Origin of the sequence: Parathalassolituus penaei (assembly GCF_026626885.1) — a bacterium.
In the GTDB taxonomy this organism is placed as follows: Bacteria; Pseudomonadota; Gammaproteobacteria; order Pseudomonadales; family Oceanobacteraceae; genus Oceanobacter; species Oceanobacter penaei.
In genome coordinates this window covers 88,865-115,415 of record NZ_JAPNOA010000003.1, presented here as the reverse complement: position 1 = coordinate 115,415, position 26,551 = coordinate 88,865, and the positions used below count along the sequence as shown (strand labels likewise).

Here is a 26,551-nt window from a genome sequence, read left to right as displayed (position 1 = left end):
GATAGCCTCATCATTGATTGCCGAAGTTGCCCAGCGCAGCTGGCTGCACTATGCCCATCTGGGCGAGCCGGGATTCACCGCAACGGCCGACCCGGCCGGGGCATGGATGCCCCGCCAGGCCCGTTGGCACAGGGATGTGCCATCGGGCTGGGGTCGAAAAGCCGTTGTCGGGGAATATCGGGGACACGAGCCCAGTCGGGCAAAAGCAGGGGGAGGCCCGCCCGGCCGGGGGACAAGGTCCCCCAAGAGGGCATACGGCTGTGCCAATTAACAAACTGTGTAAATTGTGCAGCCGTTGGATGTCTGGGTAACGTGTAATAGCGTCGTTTGACGCTTGACTGATCAGCCTTGCTGATTCGATCGGTACTGTTTGAGGTTTGCGGAAAGAAATAGGCCTGTCCGGTTATTTGCCGAAACTCTCGTTAATAACCCGTACCTCACGCTGTGGGAACGGAATAACAAAGCCGTTATCGCGCATGGCTTCAAAGATCATCAACAGCAAGTCTCCGCCTACGCGGTTTTTGCCGTCATCGATACCAATCATCCAGAACTCCACGAACATATTGACGCCGGAGTCACCGAAGCTGTCGATTTCGCAGTCGGGTTGTTCTTCGATCGGTACACCTTCGCCACTGATCACCTGTGGGTGCGAGGCAACGGTGGTCTTGATGATTTCGACCAGCTGACGAATATCGGAATCGTAGGCTACCGAGAAATCGACCCGGTAACGCTGTTTCTGATCGCGGTGGGTCCAGTTGGTGAAGCTTTCGGTAACGAACTTTTCGTTCGGGACCATGATGATTTTTCCGTCAAAGGTTTCCAGTGCGGTTGAGCGCAGGGTTAATTCGCGTACAAAACCTTTGCGGCCGTCTTCCAGTTCGATGAAGTCATCCACGGAGATAGAACGGTCCAGCAGAATAATCATGCCGGAAATAAAATTGGAGGCGATTGCCTGCAGGCCAAAACCGAGGCCTACACCAAGCGCACCGCCAAATACTGCCAGTGCCGTGAGGTTGATGCCCATGATTTGCAGCAGTAACAGGCCGATCACAACAAAGATCGACACCTCGAACAGTTTGGCGGCTACCTCGCGGGTTCTGAAGTCGAGCTTGTCCTGACGACGGATAATTTCCTGGCCAGTATTATTCGATACCCGGCCGAGCCAGAACAGCAGGGAGCCAAACAGCAATACCCGGATAACGCCATAGGCCGATACCTCAATATTGCCGATGGTAACCTTCATCGACTCCAGTATGGCAATAATGGGTTCGAGCAAATCCACCAGATGCAGGAATAACAACGGCATGCCGACCCAGCGGAAAATAAAGGCGATAAACTCGTTTTTAACGTGATCACGAATCAGTTCGTGGTAGGCCAATAACATCGCAACCACGAGGGCAATGTTCACCATCCAGGATTGTTTGAGCAATTTGGCGCTGGCTTCTACGGCAAAACTCAGGATCAGAATGGTGAGTAGCGGAAAGAGCAGGTTGCCCAGAGTGGCGGTGAGTTTGCGTAACGGGTGAGGGCTGCTGTCGGCGCTGACAGGAGTCAGTACCGGCACCAGGCGGCGGACCTTGCTGGTCGCAAAATAGGAGAGGCCATAAATCGTCAGAACCACCATCAGCTGGATATAACTTTCTGGCTGCAGCAGTAAATCGCTAGCCCGGTTGGTGATGTTGGCAAGTATCTGTTGGTAATGCTGGAAATCCAAATCAGACTCCTTCTCTGAACAATCGGGAGTCTGAAGTATACCCGGACGCCGATGCGATGTCTGATCAGGCGCTCAATAACGGTAATTCAGATGGGGTCAGGGCTGAATAGTGCTGAATATATCCGTGTTATAAGCAAGGATATTGATCGGTTTGGTGATGGTTTATCGGTTCTTGATAGCCAATAAAAAACGGCGCTGTATACGGCGCCGTTTTTATATCGAGCGGGTACGGATCAGCGACGCAGGTACTGGTTAAAGTCGACATTGCTGGCTGCCAATACTGCCTGGATACGGTTGTGTACACCCAGTTTGCGCAGGATGGCGGACACGTGGGCTTTTACGGTGGTTTCAGCAATCGACAGGTTGTAGGCAATTTGCTTGTTGGACTCACCGTTGGCCATACGTTCCAGTACCAACAGCTGACGTCGGGTCAGGCTGTTGAGCATTTCTGGTGGAATCTGATTTTCTTCCTGTATGCGTTTGGTTCGGGAACGACCATCATCACTGGCACGGATAACGTCGGATGGCAGATACACCTGACCGGCCAGAACCTGTTCCAGCGCCTGGGTCATTTTTTCGCGTGGCAGAGACTTGATGATGAAGCCCACTGCACCATAGGTCATGGCTTGCAGGACAACACTTTTCTCTTCTTCAGCAGAAATGATCACCACCGGAATAGTCGGTGATTCGTTACGCAGCTGGATCAGGCCGTTCAGACCATTCATGCCGGGCATGTTGAGGTCGAGCAGAATCAGATCAAGCTCTTCGTTATCTTCTGCGAGGGCAGCCGCTGCTTCGAGATTCTCGGCTTCGAGAATGTCGGCATCCGGATAACGATTGCGAATTACGTCTGCAATGGCTTCACGAAACAGTGGGTGGTCATCCGCAATCAGGAGGCGGTAACTGACTGCATCGCCTTCGGTCAACTGGCTGGAAGCAGGGGTTTTTTCAGTCATAGCGGCATCGTAACTCTGTCCGGAAACAGCGACACGGTCGGGATGGGAGTTATCCTGACCGGCACGGAGCGTCATCATAATAGCGACTCCTGTTTCATTATTGTTGTAATTAAACGCATTACACCCCGTGGTGTTACTCCCAGGTATCCTACCTTGGCGTTCTGAGTGGGGGTCGAAAGTAGTAAAAACAGCACTTTCGCCTACTATCTGTCCACAATTCAGCCATAAAAATACAGGATCGGGAAGATTTCCCTATTCCTGAAGCCTAGTGCCAAAGCAGTCGCAAATCCACTCCCGAGGTGAACAGCGCTCGCCCCAGACATAATCCACAATCAATAGTGACGAAATACAACAAAAAGAAACGGAACTGTTCCCATGAATAAACCTCTCGGACCTGTAGTCCGCCATACCTGTGTGGGCATCTCAGCGGTGCCATTGCTGCTGTTGGCCTCTGCGCCAGCATTGGCCGACGACCAGATGGTCGAGGAAGAAATGGTCGTTGTTGCGGCTACTCCGGTTGGTGGTGCAGGTGTCAGTGAAGAGCAACTGATTGCACCTGTGCAAACCAAAACGGCTATGGATATGAAAAACTCTGGCGCCACTGGCCTTGCAGATTACTTGCGCGACAATATGGCCAGCGTTTCCGTCAACGAGGCGGTGAGTAATCCCTGGCAGCCAGATGTTCAATACCGCGGTTTTACCGCTTCGCCTTTGCTGGGGTTGCCGCAGGGTATGTCGGTATACATGAACGGCACCCGCGTTAACGAACCATTCGGTGATACCGTTAACTGGGATTTGCTGCTACTGGATGCTGTGCAGAGTATGGATCTGCACTCTGGCTCCAACCCGGTATTTGGTCAGAACACCCTGGGTGGTGCGTTGGCCATGCGACTCAAAAACGGCTTTGACTATGAAGGCAGTGAAGTCGAAGTGGGTGGTGGCTCGTTTGGCTATCGCCAGATTCAGGCACAGACCGGTGGTAACAATGGTGAGTGGGGTTATTACCTGCTGGCCAACCGCGAGCAAGACGATGGCTGGCGTAAATACTCGGATTCAGAAGTTCAGCAGCTGTTGTCGGTACTGAGCTGGCGCGGTGACGATACTGACCTGAACCTCACCACCATGCTGGATAATAACCGCCTGATCGGTAACGGTGCGGCTCCGCAGGAATTGATGGAGATTGAAGGCCGTTCAGCGGTGTATACCCATCCTGACGAAACCCGTAACCAGCTGGGGTATATCGCCCTCGATGGTCAGCACTGGGTCAGTGACGATGTGCAGCTGTCGGGCAATGTCTACTTCCGTTCCAACCGGATTCGTACCATTAACGGTGATGACTCGGATTACGAAGAGTGTGATGCCAATGGTTTCGAAACGCTCTGCGAATCAGATGACGACACCGGTGCTCTGGAGCCGGTGGCATTTCGGGGTTATGACGAAGAGTTGACCCTCGATGAAATCAACGATCTGAACGGCACGGATCTTGATTCGGATGAACTGGATGGTACGTTGAATCGCTCCCGTACAAACCAGAAAAGTATGGGATTTGCCCTGCAGTCTGCTTTCAGTCAGCCAGTGGGAGATCGTGACAATTTGCTGGTCGCCGGTGTGAGCGTTGATCGTGCCAATATCCGTTTCCGTTCCGGTACCGAGTTTGGTGTGCTGCGTAATGACTCTGCCAGTGATGATCGCGGTGTCTCTGCCTCCGGTCTGTATGATGCAGAATCCGAAGTGGCCTTGAATGCTCGTGTAACCCATATAGGCCTGTTTGTTACCGATACCTTGTCAGTAACCGATGCGCTGAGTGTGACTGCTGGCGGTCGTTTTAATACGACCCATATCCTGATGGACGATCAGATCGAAGACGGCGAAGGTTCCCTGAATGGTGATCACCGCTTCAGCCGCTTTAATCCTCAAGCCGGTACTACCTATCGCTGGAGCGACGATCTGTCCGGTTACCTGAGTTACAGCGAAGCATCCCGTGCACCAAGCCCGGCGGAGCTGAGCTGTGCTGATCCGGACGATCCTTGCAAACTGCCGAACGGTTTTGTAGCGGATCCGCCATTGAAGCAGGTGGTGACTCGTAGTGTGGAAACCGGCTTGCGTGGTTCCGAAGTCTGGGGTGGTCACGACTGGCGCTGGAATGCCGGTGCGTTCCATGCCACCAACCATAACGACATTCTGTTCCAGCAGGCCGGTGGTCTGACCTCGGAAGGTTATTTTTCCAACGTGGGCAAAACCCGTCGCATTGGTACTGAACTGAGTCTGAATGGTGATCTCGGTAAAGTGAACGTGGGCGCTGCCTGGACCTGGATGCGTGCGACATTCGAGACTCCATTTGTATCCTTCAGCCCGAATAATCCGTTGGGTGGTGATCGCCAGGTGGAAGCAGGGGATCGCATTCCGGGCCTGCCCGAGCACAACCTCAAGCTGATGGCCGACTGGCAGATGACCGAACGTTTTAACCTCGGTGGTGATGTGCAGTATCGTAGCAGCCAGTATTTCCGTGGTGACGAAGCCAACGAAAATCCGCAGCTGGCCGGTTATGGTCTGGTTAACCTGCGTGCCCGTTATCAGGCCACTGCAGCGCTGGAGCTGTACGCCCGTGTGAATAACCTGTTCGATCGTGAATACGCCACGTTCGGTATGTACGGCGAGTCTGACGAAGTGCTGGGGGATATTTATCCGGGCTTTGATGATGAGCGTTTTGTCAGTCCGGGTGCTCCGCGTACCGTGCGTATGGGAGCCAGTCTGAAGTTCTGACCAAGGGGCCAGAGAACCTGTTACAGGAGATGGAAATTGAAAGCGGTTGTTCGTGTCCTGTTGATGGTGAATCTGGCCTTTTTGCTGGCTCTTGGCCTCAGCCTGCTGGTGTTGCTGGAGCAGGGGCGGGATGACGTGGTGCGTGAGCAGCGAGCCATGGTGCCGGTCATTGAAGCTCTGCTGGTGTCTGGCTTGCCGCGCGAAAGTATTGAGCAACTGGGCGGCAGCTTGCGCCATGTGCAGGTTGGTAACCAGCCTCACCCGCGAGCAGAAGACGTTCCTCAATGGTTTCAGGACCTGTTTCGCCACGACAGTGAACCTCGAAAACTGGCATTGACCGCCAGTGGTGGGCCACGCTTGGTGCTGACGGTTGATGATCTCGATGAAGTCACCGAAGTCTGGGATTCAACGCTGGAAATTGTCTGGGTATTTCTGGCAGCCATGCTGATCAGCAATCTCGCAATCTATCTGGGGGTTAACCAGGGGATCCAACCGTTAAATCGCGTGAACGCTGCCTTGCGGGCGATTCAAGGGGGGGATTATCAGATCCGGGTTGGCATCAGTGGTGTGTATGAGGTGGATCAGTTGGCAGGTTATCTCAATGATATGGCGGCCGCCCTGCAGCAGGCTGAACAGGAAAATCGTAATCTGACCCGCACCCTGATGGCGGTGCAGGAGCAGGAGCGTGGGGCGCTGGCGCGTGAGCTGCACGATGATCTTGGCCAATACGTTACTGCAATTCGCACCCAGGCCTGGATGATGCCGTTGCAACAGCAGCATCCCGAGCGCCTGCAGCAGTTGAGTGAACAAGTTATCGCTGGCTGTGATGCTGTACAAACGGGGTTTCGGCGTATCGTGAACAACCTGTACCCGGTGTTGCTTGAGCAGCTGGGGTTGCAGGCGGCACTGGAAGAGCTGGCCAATCAGTTCGCGGATACCTGGGCGCTGGATGTTGATCTGCAGATTGAGCTGCCCGATGAGCTGAATGAAAACGCGGCTGCGCATCTGTACCGGCTGGTGCAGGAAGCGCTTACCAACGTTATTCGTCATGCCAGGGCCCAGCGTGCTCGGGTGATTCTGGCTGTTCGGGATGATCGTCTGCTGCTGGAAATCGCCGATGACGGCAGCGGCCGTGTTGAACAGTTGCAGAATGCCAATGCAACGGGAATCGGATTACGCTCCATGCGTGAGCGTTGTCTGTTATTGAACGGGCAATTGCGCCTGATGCCGTCGCCGTTGGTGGTTGATGGTCAGTCGGGTATTGCCATCGTGGCGGAAATTCCGCTCGGGTTTGTGATACAGGAAGAAACCTCATGAAAATTCTGCTGGCCGATGATCATGCGGTGGTGCGTCAGGGGTATCGGACCCTGCTGGAAGCCATGCTGGCTCCCGTCGAGATAATAGAAGCGGGTGGTGGAACCGATGCGGCGTTGCTGTTCTATCGTGAGCAGCCGGATGTCCTGGTACTCGATATCAATATGCCTGACCTGAGCGGTATTGAAGTGACTCGTCGTGTTATGGGGACTCATCCGGATACTCGCATTCTGGTCTTCAGCATGTACGAAGAGGTCGGGATCATTCGGGAGGCGCTGGATGCTGGCGCGTTGGGATATCTGTCCAAAAGCAGCCCTCCACCCTTGATGGTTGAAGCGGTTCGTACCGTAGCGGCGGGGGAGACTTTTCTGGAACCGGTGCTTGCTGAAAAATTACAGCACAGCCGTTTTCGGCAAGGTGGATCTCGTGGATACGGTTCCCGTCCACTGGAATGGCTGGCTCCCCGCGAGCGTGAAATTGCCGAACTGCTGGTGCAAGGCATGGGCAATCAGGCAATTGCTGATCGTCTCGGAATTTCGGCCAAAACCGTTGCCAATCGGGCTACGGTCATTCGTCAGAAGCTGGGGGTTGGCAGTACGGCCGAAATGGTGCGTAAGCTGCTGGCGCCTTCTGACAACAAGCAGCCAACGCCTTCGCGCTGAACGTCAGCGTCTGTTTGGGGGTGAAGCAGCCGTTCGGCGTAGCAATACCCTCATGGTTTGTCAGGCTCTTGTGTGGGCTGGCGGAAAATGTCCGCGACGGGCAGGAAAATCTTCACCAGCGCCTGCCAACACACTCCACTCGGTTGTAAACTAATGACCATTCTGCCCGGACTTTCCGGGCCCTTTGAGTTTGAGCTGAGATTTCTGGAGTGAGTTATGGCCAATGTTTTGATTCCGGTAGCGGATGGAAGCGAAGAGCAGGAGGTTAACAACCTGTCCAGCCTGCTGCGTCGTGGTGGTCTGAAGGTGACTCTCGCTTCCGTAATGTCTGGTCGCAAGCGTATCAACGCTGCCAATAACACTTCCTTCGAAGCCGATCGTCTGTTGCAGGAATGCAAGGATCAGGAATGGGACATGATTGTGGTGCCTGGTGGCCTGGTTGGTGCTCAGGCGCTGGGGGCGTCCGACCCTCTGCTGGCCCTGTTGCAGCACCAGTCTGATGAAGACCGCTGGGTTGCCGCGACCTGTGCCGCGCCTGTGATGGTACTTGGTCCGCAGGGGCTGGTAGATGGTGCTCGCGTGACCTGTTTTCCGCCACTGCGCAGCGAACTGGAAGAGGAATACGGCGGCAATTTCCTGAATGAGCCCGTTGTTGTTGATGGCAACCTGATCACCAGTCAGGGGCCGGATACCCTCAATGCTTTTGTTCTCAAACTGATTGAAGTTCTGGCTGGCGGCAAGGTTCGCGACAAGGTCGCTGCTGAACTGTAAGCACTTCTCATCCCTCTCTACCGCCTGTTCTGGCGGTTTACAGAGCCGGTATCCAACGGTACAGTACCGGCTCTTTTCGACCCACGTGCATGTGGCCTGTCGTAGGGGCCACCACTGACACCAAGGAAGCTTATATGCCTGTTATTACTCTGCCGGATGGCTCACAACGCACATTCGACCAACCCGTCACCCTGATGCAGGTTGCCGAAAACATCGGCCCTGGTCTGGCGAAGGCCACAGTCTGTGGTCGTATCAACGGCAAGCTGGTAGATGCTTGTGAACTGATCACCGAAGACGCAGAGATCAGTCTGATCACCGGCCGCGATGCGGACGGTCTTGATGTTATTCGTCACTCGTTTGCGCACCTGGTTGGCCACGCGGTCAAGCAGCTGTACCCGACTGCCAAAATGGCCATCGGTCCAGTGATTGAAAACGGTTTCTATTACGATATCGATTACGAGCGTCCGTTTACTCCGGAAGACGTTGATGCCATCGAAAAGCGTATTGGCGAGCTGATCAAGAAAGATTACCCGGTAATCAAACAGATGACTCCGATCCAGGAAGCTCGTCAGGTGTTTGTTGACCGTGGTGAAGACTATAAGGTTGAGCTGGTAGATGGCCTGATCGAAAAAGGCGAAACCGCCGTTGGTCTGTACCATCACGAAGAATATACCGACATGTGTATTGGCCCTCACGTGCCAAATACCCGTGTTATGCGCGTGTTCAAATTGCAGCGTGTGTCCGGCGCCTACTGGCGTGGCGACTCCAACAACAAGATGCTGCAGCGTATTTACGGCACCGCCTGGAACGACAAGAAAGACCTGAAGGACTACCTGCAGCGTCTGGAAGAAGCTGAAAAACGCGACCACCGTAAACTGGCCAAGCAGCTGGACCTGTTCCACCTGCAGGAAGAAGCGCCAGGTATGGTGTTCTGGCACCCGAACGGCTGGACCATGTACCAGGTTCTGGAACAGTACATGCGTAAAGTCCAGCAGGACGCTGGCTACCTGGAGATCAAGACTCCACAAGTGGTAGACCGTACCCTGTGGGAAAAATCCGGTCACTGGGAGCACTACTCGGCAGCCATGTTCACCACTGAGTCTGAAAAGCGGACTTATGCGGTGAAACCAATGAACTGCCCATGTCACATCCAGGTATTTAACCAGGGTCTGAAGAGTTACCGTGATCTGCCAATGCGTCTGGCTGAGTTTGGTTCTTGCCACCGTAACGAACCGTCTGGTGCCCTGCACGGCATTATGCGTGTGCGTGGCTTTACTCAGGACGATGCGCACATTTTCGTAACCGAAAACCAGATTCGTCAGGAAGCGGCTGATTTCATCAAGCTGACTCTGGATGTTTACAAGGACTTCGGTTTTGACGCCGTTGAAATGAAGCTGTCCACTCGTCCGGAAGGTCGTATCGGTTCTGAAGAACTGTGGGACAAAGCGGAAGACGCTCTTAAAGATGCGTTGAATGCGGCTGGTCTGGCGTGGGATCTGCAACCGGGTGAAGGTGCGTTCTACGGTCCGAAGATCGAGTTCTCCCTGCGCGACTGCATTGGTCGTGTATGGCAGTGCGGTACTATCCAGCTCGACTTTATGCTGCCAGAGCGTCTGGGTGCCCAGTACGTCGACGAAGACAACGAGCGCAAGACTCCGGTCATGCTGCACCGTGCAATTCTTGGTTCCTTCGAGCGCTTTGTGGGTATCCTGATCGAGCACTATGCTGGTGCAATGCCTCCTTGGCTGGCTCCTCAGCAGGTATCGGTTCTGAATATTACCGACTCACAAGCTGAATATTGTGAAAATCTTGCAAAAAGACTGCGTTCTCGCGGTAATCGTGCAAAGGCGGACTTGAGAAACGAGAAGATCGGCTTTAAAATCCGCGAGCACACTTTGCACAAGGTTCCTTACCTGCTTGTGGTAGGGGATAAAGAGGTTGAAGCCAACACCGTTGCTGTGCGCACTCGTAAGGGGGAAGACCTGGGCGTAATGACCATTGACGCGTTTGAAGAGCTCCTCGATAGTGCTATCTCCCAGCGCGGTCGGTTTGGAATGGAGAATTAATATCAAACGCGACAACAGAAAAAGCGGCCGTAATGATGATCGTGCCGCCATCAACGATCAGATTCGTGCTTCAGAAGTACGCCTGATCGGCGCCGACGGAAAACAGATTGGTGTTGTAAGCATCGAAGAAGCTTTGCAAATCGCCGAAGAATCCGAGCTGGATCTGGTTCAGATCTCCGACGGTGACCCGGTTGTCTGCAAGGTTATGGACTTCGGCAAGAAGCTTTACGAAGAGAAAAAGCAGAAAGCCGAAGCTCGCAAGCGCCAACATCAGGTTCAAATCAAGGAAATGAAATTCCGTCCTGGTACGGAAGAAGCTGACTACCAGGTTAAACTGCGTAGCCTGAAGCGCTTCCTTGAAGAAGGTGACAAAGCCAAGATCTCCCTGCGTTTCCGCGGTCGTGAGATGGCTCACCAACAGATCGGTATGGAAATGATGAAACGTATCGAGGTCGATCTTGAAGAACTCGGTGCCGTTGAACAGCATCCAAAGCTGGAAGGTCGCCAGATGGTGATGGTGATCGCTCCTGCGAAGAAGAAGTAAGCCGGTTCCCAAAAGAACCGCTGAGACCCCGGCCTGTGCCGGGGTTTCTGTATTCTACCGGCTACCAACGCCTGGACACTTGAGGTCCGGGGTTTATGGCAGGCGTTGTACAGGTCTCTGGTTTCTGTACGCGCCAATATAGATTGGAGTACCCAAATGCCAAAAATCAAAACCAAGAGTGGCGCTGCCAAGCGCTTCAAAAAGACTGCCAACGGCTTCAAACACCGTAAAGCTTTCCGCAGCCACATCCTGACCAAAAAGAGCACCAAGCGTAAGCGTCATCTGCGCGGCAGTGTTCTGGTTAACGCGCGCGATGTTGCATCTGTAGCACGCATGCTGCCTAACCTTTAAGTTCAGATCAGGAGATAAATAATGGCTCGTGTAAAACGTGGTGTCATCGCTCGTCGTCGTCACAAGAAAATTCTGAAGCTGGCTAAAGGTTACTACGGTGCTCGTTCCCGTGTATTCCGTGTTGCCAAGCAGGCTGTTATCAAAGCCGGTCAGTACGCTTACCGTGACCGTCGTCAGCGCAAGCGTCAGTTCCGTCAACTGTGGATCGCGCGTATCAACGCCGGTGCTCGTCTGAACGGTCTGTCTTACAGCAAGTTCATCAACGGCCTGAAAAAAGCCGCTGTTGAAATCGACCGTAAGGTGCTGGCTGATCTGGCAGTAAACGAAAAAGCAGCGTTTGCGGCTCTGGTTGAAAAAGCCAAGTCCTGCCTGTAATTTCAACGGAATCCTGCAGTAACCGGCTTGCCAGTTACTGCAACTGATCCGAATCCGGTGTAACCGGTTTACCGGTAATACCTACGAAATAGGGGATGAGCCTTGGCGATTCCCCTATTTTTTTGTCGAAATTCTAGTCAACGATGGAAACCAGCGATGGAAAACCTTGAGGCCCTGACCCGGCAAGCCCTGGCCGCCATTACTGAAGCGCAGGATGTAGCTGCGCTGGACCAGGTGCGCGTGCAGTTTCTGGGTAAAAAAGGGGAAATTTCTTCCCTGATGAAAAACCTTGGCAATGTTGCCCCTGAAGACCGCCCGAAAATCGGTGCAGTGATCAACGAAGCCCGGGATCAGGTCCAGGATGCGCTGAACGCCCGCAAGGAAGAACTGGAAGCAGCAGCACTGAACGCCCGTCTGGCGGCAGAGCGCGTTGACGTGACCTTGCCTGGCCGTGCGGTTCAGGAAGGTAGTCTGCATCCGGTAACCCGTACTCTTGAACGTATCGAAACCATTTTCCGTAACGCAGGTTACTCCGTAGCGGAAGGCCCTGAAGTGGAAGATGACTTCCACAACTTCGAAGCGCTCAACATTCCATCGCACCATCCTGCTCGTGCCATGCACGACACCTTCTATTTTGATGCTTCTACACTGCTGCGTACTCACACGTCACCAGTGCAGGTGCGTACCATGAAGTCACAGGAACCGCCGATCCGCATTATTTGCCCGGGTCGTGTATACCGTTGTGACTCCGACCAGACCCACTCCCCGATGTTTCACCAGGTGGAAGGTCTGCTGGTCGACAAGAATATCGGCTTTGCCGATCTGAAAGGCTGCATCCAGCAGTTCCTGAGCACTTTCTTCGAGAAAGAGCTGGTCGTGCGTCTGCGTCCTTCTTATTTCCCGTTCACCGAGCCGTCTGCTGAAATTGATATCGAATGGGTGATCGAAACCCCGGAAGGTACCAAGCGTCGTTGGCTGGAAGTGGGTGGTTGCGGCATGGTTCACCCGAACGTGTTCAAACACGTAGGTATTGATCCTGACCAGTACAGCGGTTTTGCATTTGGTATGGGCGTTGAGCGTCTGGCCATGCTGCGTTACGGCGTAAACGACCTGCGTCTGTTCTTCGAGAACGACCTGCGTTTCCTGCAGCAATTCCGCTAATCGACAACCACAGAACAAGGGTAAGAAGATGAAATTCAGTGAACAGTGGTTGCGTGAGTGGGTCAAGCCTGTCATCAGCACCCAGGAACTGGTTGACCAGATCACCATGGCGGGTCTGGAAGTAGACAGCACCGAAGCCGTTGCTGGCGAGTTCAGCGGCGTAGTGGTGGGTCAGGTCGTCAAACGTGAACAACACCCGGATGCCGACAAGCTGAGCCTGTGCCAAGTGACTGACGGCACCGAAACGTTCCAGATCGTGTGTGGCGCTGCCAACGTGCGTGAAGGTCTGAAAATTCCAATGGCCAAAATCGGCGCGGTGCTGCCGGGCGATTTCAAGATCAAGAAAGCCAAGCTGCGCGGTGTCGAGTCGTTCGGCATGCTGTGTGCGGAAGCTGAACTGGGTCTGGCTGAAAGCTCTGATGGCCTGATGGAACTGCCAGAATCTGCTCCGGTTGGTGAAGATTTCCGTGCCTGGATGGGCCTGGATGACACCATCGTTGATGTGGATCTGACGCCAAACCGTGGCGACTGCCTGAGCATTGCCGGTCTGGCACGCGAAGTGGGTGTGCTGAACCGTGTTGCTGTACAGGGCCCGGTGATTGAGCCGGTAGCGCCTGTTATCGGTGATGTACCAGCCATTGAAGTATTGGCCTCTGACGCCTGCCCACGTTACGTAGGCCGTATCGTTCGTGGTGTTAAGGTAAATGCCGTTACCCCAATGTGGATGGTTGAAAAGCTGCGTCGTAGCGGTATTCGCTCCATTGATCCGGTTGTGGATGTTACCAACTACATCCTGCTGGAACTGGGTCAGCCAATGCACGCATTTGACCTGGCTCGTATCGAAGGCGGTATCCGTGTTCGTATGGCTGCTGCCGACGAAAAACTGACTCTGCTGAATGGCGAAGAAATCAGCCTGACTCCGGAAACTCTGGTGATTGCTGACCATGGCAAGGCACTGGCGATGGCGGGTGTTATGGGGGGTGAGCATTCCGGTGTGAATGCTGAAACCACCGACCTGCTGCTGGAAGCTGCATTCTTCAATCCGATCAGTGTTGCTGGCAAGGCTCGTTCCTACGGCCTGCACACCGATTCCTCTCATCGTTTTGAGCGTGGTGTCGATCCTGAACTGGCGCGTACCGCAATGGAGCGCGCAACTGCCCTGATTATTGAAATCTGTGGTGGTGAAGCGGGTCCTGTGGTGGAAGTGGCGAGTGCCGAGCATCTGCCAAAAGCGGCTGTGATCGATCTGCGTCGTAGTCGTCTGGACATGATGCTGGGTCTGAGCCTGGCGGATGATGATGTTGTGGAAATCCTGACCCGTCTGGGTATGCAGGTTTCTGTAACGGCTGAAGGCTGGCAAGCCGTAGCGCCAAGCTACCGCTTCGACATGGCCATTGAGTCTGACCTGATTGAAGAACTGGCGCGTATTTACGGTTACAACCGTCTGCCAGTACGTACTCCGGCAGCTCCAACGCCGCTGGCGCGTGTAGCTGAAAACCGTCTGACCGTATCCGATGTACGTCGTCAGCTGGTTGCTCGTGGTTACCACGAAGCCATCACCTACAGCTTTGTCAGCCCGCAAATCCAGAAGCTGATCGATCCTGAGCGTGACGGTCTGGCCCTGCTGAACCCGATTTCTTCAGACATGTCCGTGATGCGTACCAGTCTGTGGGCGGGTCTGGTTGAAGCGGCTGACTACAACCTCAAGCGTCAGCAGAGCCGTGTGCGTCTGTTTGAAACCGGTCTGCGTTTTATCCCGACCGCTGACGGCCTGAAACAGATTCCGACTCTGGCGATGCTGGTTACCGGCAACCGTATGGCGACCTCCTGGGCTGAAACTTCCCAGGCTGTCGATTTCTTCGACGTCAAAGGTGATCTGGAAAGTCTGTTGGCTCGCACTGGTGCTGCTGAAAGTTTCCGCTTTGTGGTCGACAGTCTGCCAGCGCTGCACCCGGGTCAATCGGCTCGTGTGGAGCGTAATGGCCAGACTCTCGGCTGGATTGGTGCTCTGCATCCTTCCCTGCAGAAAGAACTGGGTTTGCGTCAGGTGGTTTACCTGGTTGAGCTGGATCTGGATACCCTGCTGGACGCGGCAGTACCTGCCTTTGCCGAGCTGTCCCGTTTCCCTGAAATGAGTCGCGATCTGGCGATTGTGGTTCATCAGGATGTGGCTGTTGAACAGGTGCTGAGTGGCATTCGTGCGGTGGCCGGGGAATACCTGACCGACCTCACATTGTTTGACCTCTACATGGGCAAAGGCATTGATCCTGAAAGAAAAAGTCTTGCCCTGGGCTTGACCTGGCAACATCCTTCACGCACTCTTACTGACGACGAAGTGAACAGTTCGGTCGAAGCCGTCCTGTCTCACCTGAATGCAAGTCTGGGAGCTACGCTGAGGGGGTAAGATGGCCGCCTTGACCAAAGCCGAACTGGCTGAAAAACTGTTCGAAGAACTTGGTCTTAACAAACGTGAAGCCAAGGATATGGTGGATATCTTCTTTGATGAGATCCGCGATAGCCTTGGCCGCAACGAGCAGGTCAAACTGTCCGGTTTCGGAAATTTTGATCTGCGTGACAAGCGCCAGCGTCCAGGACGCAACCCGAAAACCGGCGAGGAGATTCCGATCTCGGCTCGCCGGGTAGTTACTTTCAAACCCGGTCAAAAGCTGAAGGTTCGAGTAGAAGCATATGCTGGAACCCAGCCACAATCATGAGCTCCCGCCGATCCCCGCCAAGCGGTATTTCACCATTGGCGAGGTCAGCGAGCTGTGTGATGTCAAACCTCATGTTCTGCGTTATTGGGAGCAGGAGTTTCCGCAGCTGAACCCTGTCAAGCGTCGTGGTAATCGTCGTTATTACCAGCGTCAGGACGTGTTGCTGGTGCGAGAAATCCGTAACCTCCTGTACGGCGAAGGCTACACCATCCTTGGCGCTCGTCAGCGTCTGGAGGAGGGGGCGTCAGCCAATACCAATGCTGCTGTAATCGACAAGGCTCTGATTCGCAGTATGCTGGATGATCTGCGCGAGCTGGAACAGTTATTGCGCCTTGAATAAAAAACCACTTCCATTGGTTAGGTCGTTTAGTATAATGCGTGAAATCTGAATCGTTTCATGCGGTTTGGTGTGTCGGGGCGTAGCGCAGCCTGGTAGCGCACTTGCATGGGGTGCAAGGGGTCGCGAGTTCGAATCCCGCCGTCCCGACCAAATCTCTCTCTCTTCTGAATTATTCCAATCCTGAGAAAATATTTTTCGATCTGTTTGAGATTAGGTCTGTATCTGTTTTTTTAATATTTTGATGTTATATCTGGCATATCGAATGTCTGATATTCAGACAATTTCAAACAGTTTTTATTGACTAAAATTGACAATTTTCTCATGAATTTTATCTGGTCTACGGTCAATAGCTGAAAGCTTAAAAAAAGTTTCTGGTGGGATTGATTCGTAACAGGAAATGCTTAAGCTGCACGCCAATTTACAAATGTCCTTCACACGGGGGTGACCATGAAGGTAAAACACATCGCTCTGGCTATTGCCATGGTATCTGCTGCCGCAGCCAATGCTGAACAAGGCACTACCTATTTTACGACTGGTCTGGGTCTGTCTGATAACGAAATCAAGGAAAGTTTCAAAACTGAAACTGGCGCTCACGTTGGCGATTCTTCCCTGAGCGAATTTGCTCTGGGTTATTTCGTAAGTGATGACCTGGCACTGGAAGCCGCTGGTAACTTCTCTACTGGCCTGCAGGGCAACAACAGCCCTGACATCGAACAGTACCGTCTGAACGCCCTGTACTTCCTGGGTGGCGATATGGTTAAGCCATACCTGACCACTGGTTGGGGCCGTGAAAAATTGAACGTTCCAAACTCTACCGCTGCTGATGCTGACACTCACCTGTTTGCGTACGGTGCTGGTCTGCAATTCGATTCAAGCGAAAGCCTGTTTGGCCGCGCTGAAGTTCGTATTGACGAAATGACCGACGAAAGCTACGAACACGGCGTGTTTATGCTGGAACTGGGTTACCGTTTCGGTGCCAAACCAGCGCCAGTGGTTGAGACTGCCGTTGCTGCACCTGTAGTGGTTGAAGAACCTGCTCCGGTTGTTGTTCCTGAGCCTGCTCCAGTAGTAGTGGTGGTTCCAGCTGACACCGATGGTGACGGCGTGATCGACGACAACGACAAGTGTCCTGACACCATCAAGGGTGCCAAGGTTAACGCAGAAGGCTGTGCTGTATTCGAAGGCAACCTGAAAGGTGTTAACTTCGACAGTGGCAGTGCTAACCTGACGGCTGGCGCTCGCACCATTCTGGACAACGTTGGTTCTGAAATGCTGAAGTTCCCAGAACTGAAAGTAGAAATCAGCGCCCACACTGACAGCCAGGGTTCTGATGCCGCCAACCAGGCTCTGAGCGAGCGTCGTGCTGCTTCTGTGCGCACTTACCTGCTCGGTAAAGGCGTTGCTGCCAACCGTATGTCCTCTGTTGGTTACGGCGAGAAGCGTCCAATCGCTGACAACATGACCGCTGCTGGTCGTGCTGAAAACCGTCGCGTTGAGTTCACCGTGATCAAATAATCCGTTTCGACGGACGTAAAAAAGCCACCCTTGCGGTGGCTTTTTTACACCTCTCAGAAACCTGAAGGTCTGCTTCAAACAGCTGTTCGGCCATTTGGCTGCCAGTCTGATCGGGCAGTTCCGATTATCTCTGACGTCTGTTTCAGACGGCGCCCCAGACTTCACGTTTGGCACTCGAAAGATCGGTAAGAACGGCGTCCAGTTCTTTCAGTGTGTAGCGGGGTTTATATTGCTGCAGGTTTTCCCACATGGTCACCAGCTTGTCGGCGGGCGACTGGCCTTTGAAATCACCTTTTTCCAGTGCCAGTTCTTCCATACATTCATTCCATGGAACACCTTGTACCAATGGAATCAGATAAAACAGTGTGCTGCCAATTAATACCTGTGCCGGATTATTGATATTCACAACGAATATCATGGATTTCATGCCTTCTGCGAAATCGTTTTGATATTTTTCAACCAGTACCGGCAGATTATGAATATCGTCGAGTCCACCAATCAGCATTTTCATTTTGTCATCGGCGAGAATAACGGCGGCTCGCATCACCGCTTGTGGCGGCAGGGTGTGACCTTTTTCATCGGCCGCTTCCCCACCTTTTAATACGAGGTCACCACGATAACCCCACAAACCGGGTGTGCTGGTTTCTTCCAGAAAGTTGGTATAGAACAGAAGGTCTGAAGCGTTGTAGTGGTTCAGCAACATGATGTTGTCTCCTTGTTTGGATTCGCTGGCTCATGACTGAATCGTTTCAAACATCGTGCCGATGCGATGATTTTATAACCCCCTGAAAGTAATAATAATTTTCATGTGTCTGTAAAAAAGCTCGCGTTGTGTTTCCGACAACTGCCAGGCATTGGAATAATTACCACAATCAGAATGTGGGAATGGGTTCAATAGTAGTTCTGATGTACGGCAGTTCTTGTTGTATCAAAGCGCCATTGCACGCCAGCGATACTGACATGCATTGACGCTACCGATGGGGGGTTTCATGCTGGCCTCACTGATCTGGTTGTACAGTCCGACAAAAACAACAACAGGAGTAACTATGTCAGTAACCTTCAAAACCCCGCAGGATGTTGATGGCTGGCTGCTTGAGCAGCTGCAATTTTGTCAGGAACACGCGCTGGATGCGGTGCTCCAGGTCGCCAACGATTATGAACTGGTTATTCTCGGGCAAGAGCGATTATATGCGCGTCGTGACAGCAGTTTGCCGGCGTCGGTTCGCAAGATTTTACCTGCAGGTTACCGCCATAAAACCATGGGAGATAACCCGGAATTACGCCGTTGGGTTTTGGATTGTGGCCGTCCTCTGGAGGAGCTGGTCTGGAATTGTGCGTATGGCATGGCAGTTGATGGTCTGTTGCCTGGCTGTCGTCGGGATGATGTGGTGCAGTTGCGCCAATGGCCTAATCTCACGCGCTTGAATGCAGGCAAGCAGGGTGTTCGCCTGGCGGCTCTGTTAAGTAGTCGTCCAACCTCGCTGGTATTGGCATCGCGCATTCTGGATATGGAAGAGCGGGAAGTGTTCCGGTTTTACAGTGCTTGTAAGTACGCCGGTATGATTCACACCGTTAATCGTGCGGAGGCTCCTGTTGTGGCTCACCGTCGCGAACACAAAAACATCACCCTGATTCGTCGTTTGTTCAGCCATCTTAGCCAGATGGCACACGCCTGAACGATGTTGCAGAAATCACTCATCAGCAGCCTGCTCGGCGACTGATGAGTGCTTGAGCAGTCTGTTATTTCCCTTCCTCTGGTTCAAATACCACTTTGAATACATCCCGATAATGGCTGGCAAAATGCACGGTCATATCCTGGCGAATGTGCTCTGGCAGATCTTCAAAGTCGCGACGGTTGGCTTCCGGCAAAATCACTTCCATGATGCGGGAGCGACGGGCGGCAATAACCTTCTCCCGAATACCGCCCACGGGCAGAACCTGGCCGGTGAGGGTTAATTCGCCGGTCATGGCGAGAGGGCGGTTGATCTTGCGATCCAGCATCAGCGACATCAACGCAGTGGTGATGGTGATCCCCGCACTTGGGCCATCTTTGGGGGTGGCACCTTCGGGCACGTGCAAGTGCAAAAAGCTGTTGTTGAAGAAGGCCTCGTCGCCACCAAAATGACTGGCATTGGCTGTCGTGAAGCTGTAGGCAATCTCGGCGGATTCCCGCATGACCTCACCCAGTTTGCCGGTGAGTTTAAAACCGCGGCTCTGATGATGAATCACGGCGGCTTCGACCGGCAGGGTGGTGCCGCCCATTGACGTCCAGGCCAGACCGGTCACTACACCGGTGCCGCGAATGATTTTCTCCGGCCGGAAAACCGGTGCGCCCAGATAGTTATCAAGATCCTTGATGGTGACGGAGATCGCTTGTTCCGGGTTTTCCAGCAGTTTGACGACCGCCTTGCGGGCGATTTTCTGCAGCAGTTTTTCCAGACGGCGGACGCCGGATTCGCGCGCATAACCTTCAATAATGGTACGCAGGGTGGCGTCACTGATGCGGACCTGGGATTTCTTCAGGCCGTGGCGTTCCAGTACCCGTGGCCACAGATGCGTTTTGGCGATGGCCAGCTTTTCTTCAGCGATGTAACCAGACAGGCGAATGGTATCCATCCGGTCGAGTAGTGGGCCGGGAATTGAGTCGAGCTGGTTAGCGGTGCAGATAAACAGCACCTTCGACAGATCAATACGCAGATCCAGATAGTGGTCGAGGAATTCGCGATTTTGCTCCGGGTCCAGCACCTCCAGCAGTGCTGATGCCGGATCGCCCTGGTACGAAGAACCCATCTTGTCGATTTCATCGAGCATGATCACCGGGTTGGCGACCTCGACTTCTTTCAGGGCCTGGACCAGTTTGCCGGGCATGGCGCCGATGTAAGTACGGCGATGGCCTTTGATCTCGGCTTCATCGCGCATACCGCCGACGCTGAAACGGTAGAATTTACGCCCGAGTGCATCGGCAACTGAACGACCGATCGAGGTTTTACCAACCCCGGGTGGGCCAACCAGCAGCATGATGGAGCCGGAGATTTCCTTCTTGAAGGTGCCTACGGCCAGAAATTCGAGGATACGTTCTTTGACGTCATCAAGACCGGCATGGTGTGCATCCAGGGTGTCGCGCGCTTTCCGCAGGTCGAACGAATCAACCGAGAAACTCCCCCAGGGCACGCTGGTCGCCCAGTCCAGATAATTGCGGGTGACGTTGAATTCCGCCGAGCCGGTTTCCAGCATGGAGAATTTGCGTAACTCTTCGTCGATGCGCTTGCGAACCGCCGCTGGCACCTGTTTGCTGGCAAGACGTTGTTCAAACTCGTCGATGTCGGCGGTTTTATCGTCCTTGGCCAGCCCCAGTTCTTTCTGGATGGTTTTGAGTTGTTCCTTCAGGAAAAACTCGCGCTGGTGTTTGCTGATGCTGTCGTTAACGGTCTTGTTGATCTCAACCTGCAGGCGCGCTACTTCCACTTCTTTCTTCAGCAGTACCAGCACCTTTTCCATCCGCTTCTGGATTGGCAGGGTTTCCAGAACATCCTGAAGAACGGCTGCTTCCGCAGTGGTGATCGCGGCACCGAAGTCCGCCAGTGGCGAAGGATCGTTCGGATTAAAGCGGTTCAGATACTGCTTGAGCTCTTCGGAATACAGGGGATTGGTGGTGACCAGCTCCTTGATGGCATTGATCACCGCCATGGCGTAGGCCTTGGTTTCGTCGGTGAAATCGCTGCTCTGACGCGGGTAATGAACGCGAGCCAGATACGGTGTTTTACGGCTGATCCATTCCAGCACCCGGAAGCGGCGAATGCCCTGTGCAATAAACTGCACCCGATCACCTTCGATGGTGACCTTATGAATCCGCACCACACAACCAATCAGCGGTAACTGGTCGGGGCTGGCGGTGTCACTGTGGTCGGCAACCCATGCCAGGCCCAGTAGTTTGTGCTCGGTGTTTTTGACGCGTTTGATGGTGTCTTCCCACTGTTCGCGGGAAACAATCACGGGCTGCACCTGGGCCGGAAAAAACGGGCGACCACTAACGGGCAGAACATGCAGACGGTCGGGCAGAACCTCATCGGCCAGCGCCAGCGGGCTTTCCGGCTCGTCGCGGCTGATAAATTCGTGTTCCTGATCCGGGAGTTCGTTGCTATCGGACATGTCTGGCTCCTGTATAACCTTGGCGGATATGTTGGGGAGCCAGAGCCGATTTCAAGGGCGGGGCGAACAGGCTGAACGTTTGGGACAGCCTGTTGCTGTACAGCTGTTAGTCCTGCTTTTTCTGCTTTTCGAGGCTGCGCTGGCGGTTCTGCTCACGAGCATCGACTTTTTCCTGACGACGACGGGCAATCCATTCGGCACGCTCGTCGCCGATATGGGCTTCACCACGTTCCTTGGCGAGTGCCATCTGCTGTTCACGCTGACGGAAGCGGCGGCGCTGCTCATCGGTGAATTCGTCATGACACTGACCACAGCTGATGCCCGGCTCGTAGTGGGGTGACGCCTTGCTGGCTTCGGTCAGTGGACGACGGCAGGCATGGCACAGCTCGTAGTGGCCTTTCTGCAGCTGATGGTCAACGGTGACGCGGTTATCAAAAACGAAGCATTCACCTTCCCACATGGATTCTTCCTGCGGCACTTCCTCCAGATATTTGAGGATGCCACCTTCGAGATGATACACCTCATCGAAACCCTGTTCTTTCAGGTATGCGGTGGATTTTTCACAGCGGATGCCACCGGTACAGAACATTGCCACCTTGCGGTGTTTCTGTGGGTCCAGATGGGTTTTGACGTAGTCCGGGAATTCACGGAAGGTGCGGGTTTTAGGGTCAACCGCACCCTTGAAGGTACCAATGGCGACTTCGTAATCGTTACGGGTATCGACCAGAATAACCTCCGGGTCGGAGATCAGCTGGTTCCAGTCTTTTGGTTTGACGTAAGTGCCCACTACCTGCAGAGGGTCTATGCCTTCTACGCCCATGGTCACAATCTCTTTCTTGAGTTTGACCTTGGTGCGGTAAAACGGCATTTCTTCGTCAAAGGATTCCTTGAAGTCGATACCGCTCAGACGGCTGTCTTTTTGCAGCCAGGCCAGCATGGCGTCGATGGCTTCACGAGTACCGGCAACGGTACCGTTGATACCTTCGCGAGCCAGTAGCAGAGTGCCTTTGATATTCAGGGCGAGCAGGGTATCCAGCAGAGGCTGACGCAGTGCTTCGTAGTCTTCCAGAGTGACAAAACGGTACAGAGCGCACACGACATACGGGCCAGAGGCCTGTGGCTGGCTGGATGACGGCTGTTCGGACATGACTTACCTCGGGTGTCGGACAAAATACCGCTGCAGCCGTTTCTGGCTGCAGGGTGAAAAACAGGGGGCATATTATGCCCCCGTGAGGCATGAGGGGGAATCAGAATTCGTTGGTGCCGTTACGAACGTACAGTGGCAGATCTTCCTCTTCTGGCAGCGGTGTCGGTTTGCCATCGGCATCAATGGATACGAACTTGAACAAGGCTTCGGTCACCTTTTCGCGCTGGCCGATACGACCACGGCGCACCCAGGCTTCGACGTGGATCTTCATGGAGGTGCGACCGGTTTCGGCGACTTCGGTGTAAATCCCCAGAATGTCACCGACTTTTACCGGGCGAATAAAACTCATACTGTCGACGGCTACTGTTACCACGCGGCCTTGAGCGCGTTGGCCTGCACAAATACCGGCCGCAATGTCCATCTGGGCCAGTACCCAGCCACCGAAAATATCACCGGCAGGGTTGGTATCGCTGGGCATGGCAAGTGTACGGGTGGTCAGGCGACCGCGGGTTTTTTCTGTCATGACTGCTGCTAATCCGCATCAAGGGGGGGTTTGAGGTATCTATGATACCGCTGCTGATGCATATAAGCAGCGGAATTTGTATAACCTGTCAGCACTGTTTTCCGTATAAAACGTGGCTATATGTGCCAGTTGACCTTGTCCTCGGGACTGAATACTGTGGCGCGGCACCGGAATTGACGGTGTAACAACCCTCTCGTGTGGAGACACTATGTTCGAGTGGATTACCAGCCCGGAAGCCTTGATGGCCCTGGCTACCCTGATCGTCCTGGAAATTGTTCTGGGTATCGATAACATTATTTTTCTGTCGATTCTTGTTGCTCGTTTACCCGAAGAGCAACGTCAAAGTGCGCGTAAGCTGGGCCTCGGTTTGGCGATGATGACTCGTTTGATGCTGCTGGCCAGCCTGAGCTGGGTGATGGGACTGGTTGAACCCTGGTTTACCGTATTCGGAACTGAAATTTCCGGACGCGATGTGATTCTGATTGGTGGTGGTCTATTCCTGTTGGCCAAATCCACACATGAAATTCACGCCAGTCTGGAACTGCCGGGTGAAGAAGAACAGAAGGGTGGTGCTTCCAGTTACTTGGGTATTCTGGTGCAGATTGCGATTCTGGATATCGTGTTTTCGCTGGACTCGGTGATTACCGCCGTAGGTCTGGTGGATCACCTGGCCATTATGGTGATCGCTGTGGTGGCGTCGGTAGGCGTGATGATGTTTGCGGCCAAGCCAATTGGCGACTTTGTTGATGACAACCCGAGCATCAAGATGCTGGCCTTGTCATTCCTGATTCTGGTCGGCTTTACCCTGATGGCGGAAGGTCTGGACGTACATGTACCGAAGGGGTACATCTACTTCGCCATGGCGTTCTCGGTGCTGGTTGAGCTGATTAACATTCATATCCGCAAGCGTCATGCTCGCGAGATGATTCGTCTGAATCGTAACGAGCCTTGATATTGTCCCGTATTGGTAACGTCTGAAAATCCAGAACAAAACAGCCAGCATATTGCTGGCTGTTTTGTTTGTGCGGTAAGGCGGCCTGGGAACAGGCAAAGATCAGCTGATCTTGCCGGTCACACGCGCACGGCGGGATTCAGTTGTCACTTCGACCGGAACCGCTTTTGCTTTGGCAGCTTCCTTGCGACGCTCATCAATGATGTTCTTGATGGCAATCAGGGTACCCAGCGCCATAAAACCACCCGGCGGCAGAATGGCGAACAGGAAGTTCGGGTAGTCATGGAACAGCACAATTTTCCAGCTGGCGGCAGCCGGACCAAACAGCAGCTGCATATCGGAGAAAATAACGCCCTGGCCAAGGATTTCACGGATCGCGCCCAGCAGTAGCAGCACGCAGGTGAAGCCCAGGCCCATAGTGGCACCGTCAACCATGGATGGTATGATGCCGTTCTTGCAGGCAAAGGCGTCCGCACGGCCAAGAATAATGCAGTTGGTTACGATCAGCGGGATAAAAATCCCCAGAATCTCGTACAGCTCATAGGTGAAGGCCTGCATCAGCAGCTCAACCACGGTCACGACCGAGGCGATGATCATCACAAACGCTGGCAGACGTACGGCATCCGGTACGTGGTTACGAATCAGGGATACCGCAAAGTTGGAGCCCACCAGTACCGACAGGGTCGCCAGACCCAGACCCAATGCGTTCACTACGGAAGCCGAGGTTGCCAACAGCGGGCACAGACCCAGCAGCTGAACCAGTGCCGGGTTATTTTTCCAGAGACCGTCCAGTGAAATCTCGGACAGGGATTTGCTAGCCATCAGGATTGACCTCCGGCAGGTTGGGCAGCAGCGGCATCGAGCAGCTTCTGCTTGTGCGTTTCAAAGAACATCAGAGCGTGTTTTACCGCACCGGTTACAGCGCGAGGGGTAATGGTGGCACCGGTGAACTGGTCAAAAACACCACCATCCTTACGAACACCCCACTGATCTTCGCCGGGATTCCCAAGGCTCTTGCCATCAAAGGCCAGAATCCATTTGGATTTTTTCAACTCGATACGGTCGCCCAGCCCCGGTGTTTCACGGTGGCTGACTACACGTACGCCAGCGATGGTGCCATCAACGTTAACCCCTACCAGCATACCAATTTCCATGGTGTAACCGTCGGGTGCAACCACCGGCAGGATCAGGGTACGTGGTACACCGTCATTGCGGGCAATGTGAATTTGTGAGCCTTCCGGCAGTGGTCCCAGCAGTTGCTGGTTGTACTGGCTGTCGATGGTGATGACATCGCTCAGCAGATCGTTGTTGTACTGGTCGGCCGGTACAATTTCGTTCAGCGCACGGGCTTCAGCCATACGCATGTTGTGATCGATCATGTCATGGGTGCCGACCTGGGCGGCCGCAATGGCGCCTGCGGTTACAATGGCAAACAGACCCAGACCAACCGCGTTGCGGCGAATGGAAACCAGAAGTTCGTTCATTAACGGGCCTCTTTGCTGGTCAGGCCACGACGCGCTTTCTCATGACCATAGGTACGTGGCTGGGTGTAGGCATCAATAAAAGGCGCAGCGAGGTTCATCAACAGAACACCAAACGCCACCGCATCCGGATACGCACCCCAGGTGCGGATGACGTACACCAGAATGCCAACACCGGCACCATAAATCAGCTTGCCGCGTGGTGTCGTGGCCGCAGATACCGGGTCGGTGGCAATAAAGAATGCACCCAGCATGGTGGCACCGGTGAACAGATGCAGGCTGACCGGGGTGTACATGTCCGGGTCCCAGCCCAGAACGATTGAACACAGGGACAGGGCTGCCAGCATGGCTACCGGAATGTGCCAGGTGATGATGCGGCGATATACCAGGAACAGACCACCTACCAGATAGGCGATGTTGACCCATTCCCAGCCACCGGCCATCCAGCCGTTAAAGGTTGGCAGTTTCTGCAGTTCCACAGCGGTAGAGTTGCTGATCAGATGTTTGTAGGTATCGAGTGGCGTGGCACCGGTAAAGGCGTCAGCACCGGAGCCGGAGAAGATAGTGGTGATGGCATCCAGCAGGCCAGCCAGTGGCTGATCGGCCATTTGTGATGATACCGCCCAGTTGGTGGTCATTTGCACCGGGAATGACACCAGTACCAGCGCATACCCCAGCATGGCCGGGTTAAACGGGTTATTACCCATGCCGCCGTACAGTTGTTTGCCAAACACGATGGCAAACGCCGTGGCCACCACGGTTACCCACCATGGCGCCAGCGGAGGCAGTGCCAGACCCAGCAGCACGCCAGTCAGCAGGGCGCTGTAATCTTTCAGGAAAAAGCCCAGTGGACGCTGACGGATACGCAGTACCAGTGCTTCAGCCAGCATGGCGACCACAACCGCCAGTACCACGTTGACCAGAGTACCGAAGCCGAACAGGGCGGTGGTTACCAGTAACCCGGGCACGGTGGCCAGGGTTACGGTCATCATTACCCGGCTGGTGCTGTTGCGACCATGGGCATGAGGAGAAGTGAGGGTTAACAACGCCATA

Annotated in this window: 24 protein-coding genes and 1 tRNA gene; 16 read left to right on the top strand and 9 right to left on the bottom strand. The window is 53.9% G+C overall.

The window, feature by feature from the left end:
• Window positions 1-403: 403 nt before the first annotated feature.
• Together OUO13_RS00585 and OUO13_RS00580 are read right to left on the bottom strand one after the other, a co-directional pair.
• Window positions 404-1,714, bottom strand: a complete 1,311-nt coding sequence (locus tag OUO13_RS00585; RefSeq protein WP_283171902.1) for a mechanosensitive ion channel family protein — start codon at window positions 1,712-1,714, stop codon at window positions 404-406.
• Between the two features lie 233 nt (window positions 1,715-1,947).
• Window positions 1,948-2,670, bottom strand: coding sequence for a response regulator (locus OUO13_RS00580; RefSeq protein WP_283171939.1), 723 nt, complete (start codon window positions 2,668-2,670; stop codon window positions 1,948-1,950).
• A gap of 375 nt (window positions 2,671-3,045) precedes the next feature.
• Here OUO13_RS00580 and OUO13_RS00575 point away from each other — a divergent pair, with 375 nt between their 5' ends.
• The 14 genes from OUO13_RS00575 to OUO13_RS00510 all read left to right on the top strand — a co-directional run bounded on the left by OUO13_RS00575 (window position 3,046) and on the right by OUO13_RS00510 (window position 17,246).
• On the top strand, window positions 3,046-5,433 hold the full coding sequence (locus OUO13_RS00575; protein ID WP_283171901.1) for a TonB-dependent receptor: 2,388 nt from the start codon (window positions 3,046-3,048) through the stop codon (window positions 5,431-5,433).
• A gap of 36 nt (window positions 5,434-5,469) precedes the next feature.
• A complete protein-coding gene (locus OUO13_RS00570) occupies window positions 5,470-6,750 on the top strand; it encodes a HAMP domain-containing protein (protein ID WP_283171900.1) in 1,281 nt (426 codons plus the stop codon).
• Entirely contained in the window at window positions 6,747-7,409 is a 663-nt protein-coding gene (locus OUO13_RS00565) for a response regulator transcription factor (RefSeq protein ID WP_283171899.1), read from the top strand. Before OUO13_RS00570 ends, OUO13_RS00565 begins: the two co-directional genes overlap by 4 nt.
• A gap of 216 nt (window positions 7,410-7,625) precedes the next feature.
• Entirely contained in the window at window positions 7,626-8,180 is a 555-nt protein-coding gene (locus OUO13_RS00560; RefSeq protein WP_283171898.1) for a DJ-1 family glyoxalase III, read from the top strand.
• A gap of 134 nt (window positions 8,181-8,314) precedes the next feature.
• On the top strand, window positions 8,315-10,246 hold the full coding sequence (gene thrS, locus OUO13_RS00555; RefSeq protein WP_283171897.1) for a threonine--tRNA ligase: 1,932 nt from the start codon (window positions 8,315-8,317) through the stop codon (window positions 10,244-10,246).
• Entirely contained in the window at window positions 10,230-10,790 is a 561-nt protein-coding gene (gene infC, locus OUO13_RS00550; protein ID WP_428982301.1) for a translation initiation factor IF-3, read from the top strand. Before thrS ends, infC begins: the two co-directional genes overlap by 17 nt.
• A 156-nt stretch (window positions 10,791-10,946) precedes the next feature.
• On the top strand, window positions 10,947-11,141 hold the full coding sequence (rpmI, locus tag OUO13_RS00545) for a 50S ribosomal protein L35 (RefSeq protein ID WP_283171896.1): 195 nt from the start codon (window positions 10,947-10,949) through the stop codon (window positions 11,139-11,141).
• A 21-nt stretch (window positions 11,142-11,162) separates the two neighbouring features.
• The gene (gene rplT / locus OUO13_RS00540; protein WP_283171895.1) at window positions 11,163-11,516 is read left to right on the top strand and encodes a 50S ribosomal protein L20; all 354 of its coding nucleotides are present in this window, start codon (window positions 11,163-11,165) and stop codon (window positions 11,514-11,516) included.
• Window positions 11,517-11,672: 156 nt separating this feature from the next.
• The gene (pheS, locus tag OUO13_RS00535; RefSeq protein ID WP_283171894.1) at window positions 11,673-12,677 is read left to right on the top strand and encodes a phenylalanine--tRNA ligase subunit alpha; all 1,005 of its coding nucleotides are present in this window, start codon (window positions 11,673-11,675) and stop codon (window positions 12,675-12,677) included.
• 28 nt (window positions 12,678-12,705) lie between these two features.
• The gene (gene pheT, locus OUO13_RS00530) at window positions 12,706-15,081 is read left to right on the top strand and encodes a phenylalanine--tRNA ligase subunit beta (protein WP_283171893.1); all 2,376 of its coding nucleotides are present in this window, start codon (window positions 12,706-12,708) and stop codon (window positions 15,079-15,081) included.
• 1 nt (window position 15,082) lies between these two features.
• Window positions 15,083-15,391 carry an integration host factor subunit alpha gene (gene ihfA / locus OUO13_RS00525; protein WP_283171892.1) on the top strand — a complete coding sequence of 103 codons (309 nt, stop codon included), beginning with the start codon at window positions 15,083-15,085 and terminating at the stop codon, window positions 15,389-15,391.
• The gene (locus tag OUO13_RS00520) at window positions 15,366-15,731 is read left to right on the top strand and encodes a MerR family transcriptional regulator (RefSeq protein WP_283171891.1); all 366 of its coding nucleotides are present in this window, start codon (window positions 15,366-15,368) and stop codon (window positions 15,729-15,731) included. The genes ihfA and OUO13_RS00520 overlap by 26 nt, the downstream gene beginning before the upstream one ends.
• Window positions 15,732-15,804: 73 nt before the next feature.
• A tRNA-Pro gene (locus OUO13_RS00515) sits at window positions 15,805-15,881 on the top strand.
• A gap of 297 nt (window positions 15,882-16,178) precedes the next feature.
• Window positions 16,179-17,246, top strand: coding sequence for an OmpA family protein (locus OUO13_RS00510; RefSeq protein ID WP_283171890.1), 1,068 nt, complete (start codon window positions 16,179-16,181; stop codon window positions 17,244-17,246).
• 142 nt (window positions 17,247-17,388) lie between these two features.
• Here OUO13_RS00510 and OUO13_RS00505 read toward each other — a convergent pair whose 3' ends face one another.
• Entirely contained in the window at window positions 17,389-17,949 is a 561-nt protein-coding gene (locus tag OUO13_RS00505) for a hypothetical protein (protein WP_283171889.1), read from the bottom strand.
• Window positions 17,950-18,292: 343 nt separating this feature from the next.
• Here OUO13_RS00505 and OUO13_RS00500 point away from each other — a divergent pair, with 343 nt between their 5' ends.
• Entirely contained in the window at window positions 18,293-18,922 is a 630-nt protein-coding gene (locus tag OUO13_RS00500) for a hypothetical protein (RefSeq protein ID WP_283171888.1), read from the top strand.
• A 64-nt stretch (window positions 18,923-18,986) separates the two neighbouring features.
• Here the strand turns inward: OUO13_RS00500 and lon are convergent, their stop codons facing one another.
• The 3 genes from lon to OUO13_RS00485 all read right to left on the bottom strand — a co-directional run bounded on the left by lon (window position 18,987) and on the right by OUO13_RS00485 (window position 23,065).
• The gene (gene lon, locus OUO13_RS00495; protein ID WP_283171887.1) at window positions 18,987-21,395 is read right to left on the bottom strand and encodes an endopeptidase La; all 2,409 of its coding nucleotides are present in this window, start codon (window positions 21,393-21,395) and stop codon (window positions 18,987-18,989) included.
• A gap of 106 nt (window positions 21,396-21,501) precedes the next feature.
• Window positions 21,502-22,542, bottom strand: a complete 1,041-nt coding sequence (gene trhO / locus OUO13_RS00490; protein ID WP_283171886.1) for an oxygen-dependent tRNA uridine(34) hydroxylase TrhO — start codon at window positions 22,540-22,542, stop codon at window positions 21,502-21,504.
• 100 nt (window positions 22,543-22,642) lie between these two features.
• A complete protein-coding gene (locus OUO13_RS00485; RefSeq protein WP_283171885.1) occupies window positions 22,643-23,065 on the bottom strand; it encodes an acyl-CoA thioesterase in 423 nt (140 codons plus the stop codon).
• A gap of 208 nt (window positions 23,066-23,273) precedes the next feature.
• On the opposite strand from OUO13_RS00485, the gene OUO13_RS00480 reads away from it, so the two are divergent.
• The gene (locus OUO13_RS00480) at window positions 23,274-24,017 is read left to right on the top strand and encodes a TerC family protein (protein WP_283171884.1); all 744 of its coding nucleotides are present in this window, start codon (window positions 23,274-23,276) and stop codon (window positions 24,015-24,017) included.
• A gap of 102 nt (window positions 24,018-24,119) precedes the next feature.
• Here OUO13_RS00480 and OUO13_RS00475 read toward each other — a convergent pair whose 3' ends face one another.
• From OUO13_RS00475 to rsxD, 3 genes are read right to left on the bottom strand one after another with little or no spacing between them, the layout of a single operon-like run.
• Window positions 24,120-24,839, bottom strand: a complete 720-nt coding sequence (locus tag OUO13_RS00475) for an electron transport complex subunit E (RefSeq protein ID WP_283171883.1) — start codon at window positions 24,837-24,839, stop codon at window positions 24,120-24,122.
• Window positions 24,839-25,501: an electron transport complex subunit RsxG gene (gene rsxG / locus OUO13_RS00470; RefSeq protein ID WP_283171882.1), complete on the bottom strand. Its 663-nt coding sequence runs from the start codon at window positions 25,499-25,501 to the stop codon at window positions 24,839-24,841. The genes OUO13_RS00475 and rsxG overlap by 1 nt, the downstream gene beginning before the upstream one ends.
• On the bottom strand, window positions 25,501-26,550 hold the full coding sequence (gene rsxD, locus OUO13_RS00465) for an electron transport complex subunit RsxD (RefSeq protein ID WP_283171881.1): 1,050 nt from the start codon (window positions 26,548-26,550) through the stop codon (window positions 25,501-25,503). The genes rsxG and rsxD overlap by 1 nt, the downstream gene beginning before the upstream one ends.
• Window position 26,551: the final 1 nt, after the last annotated feature.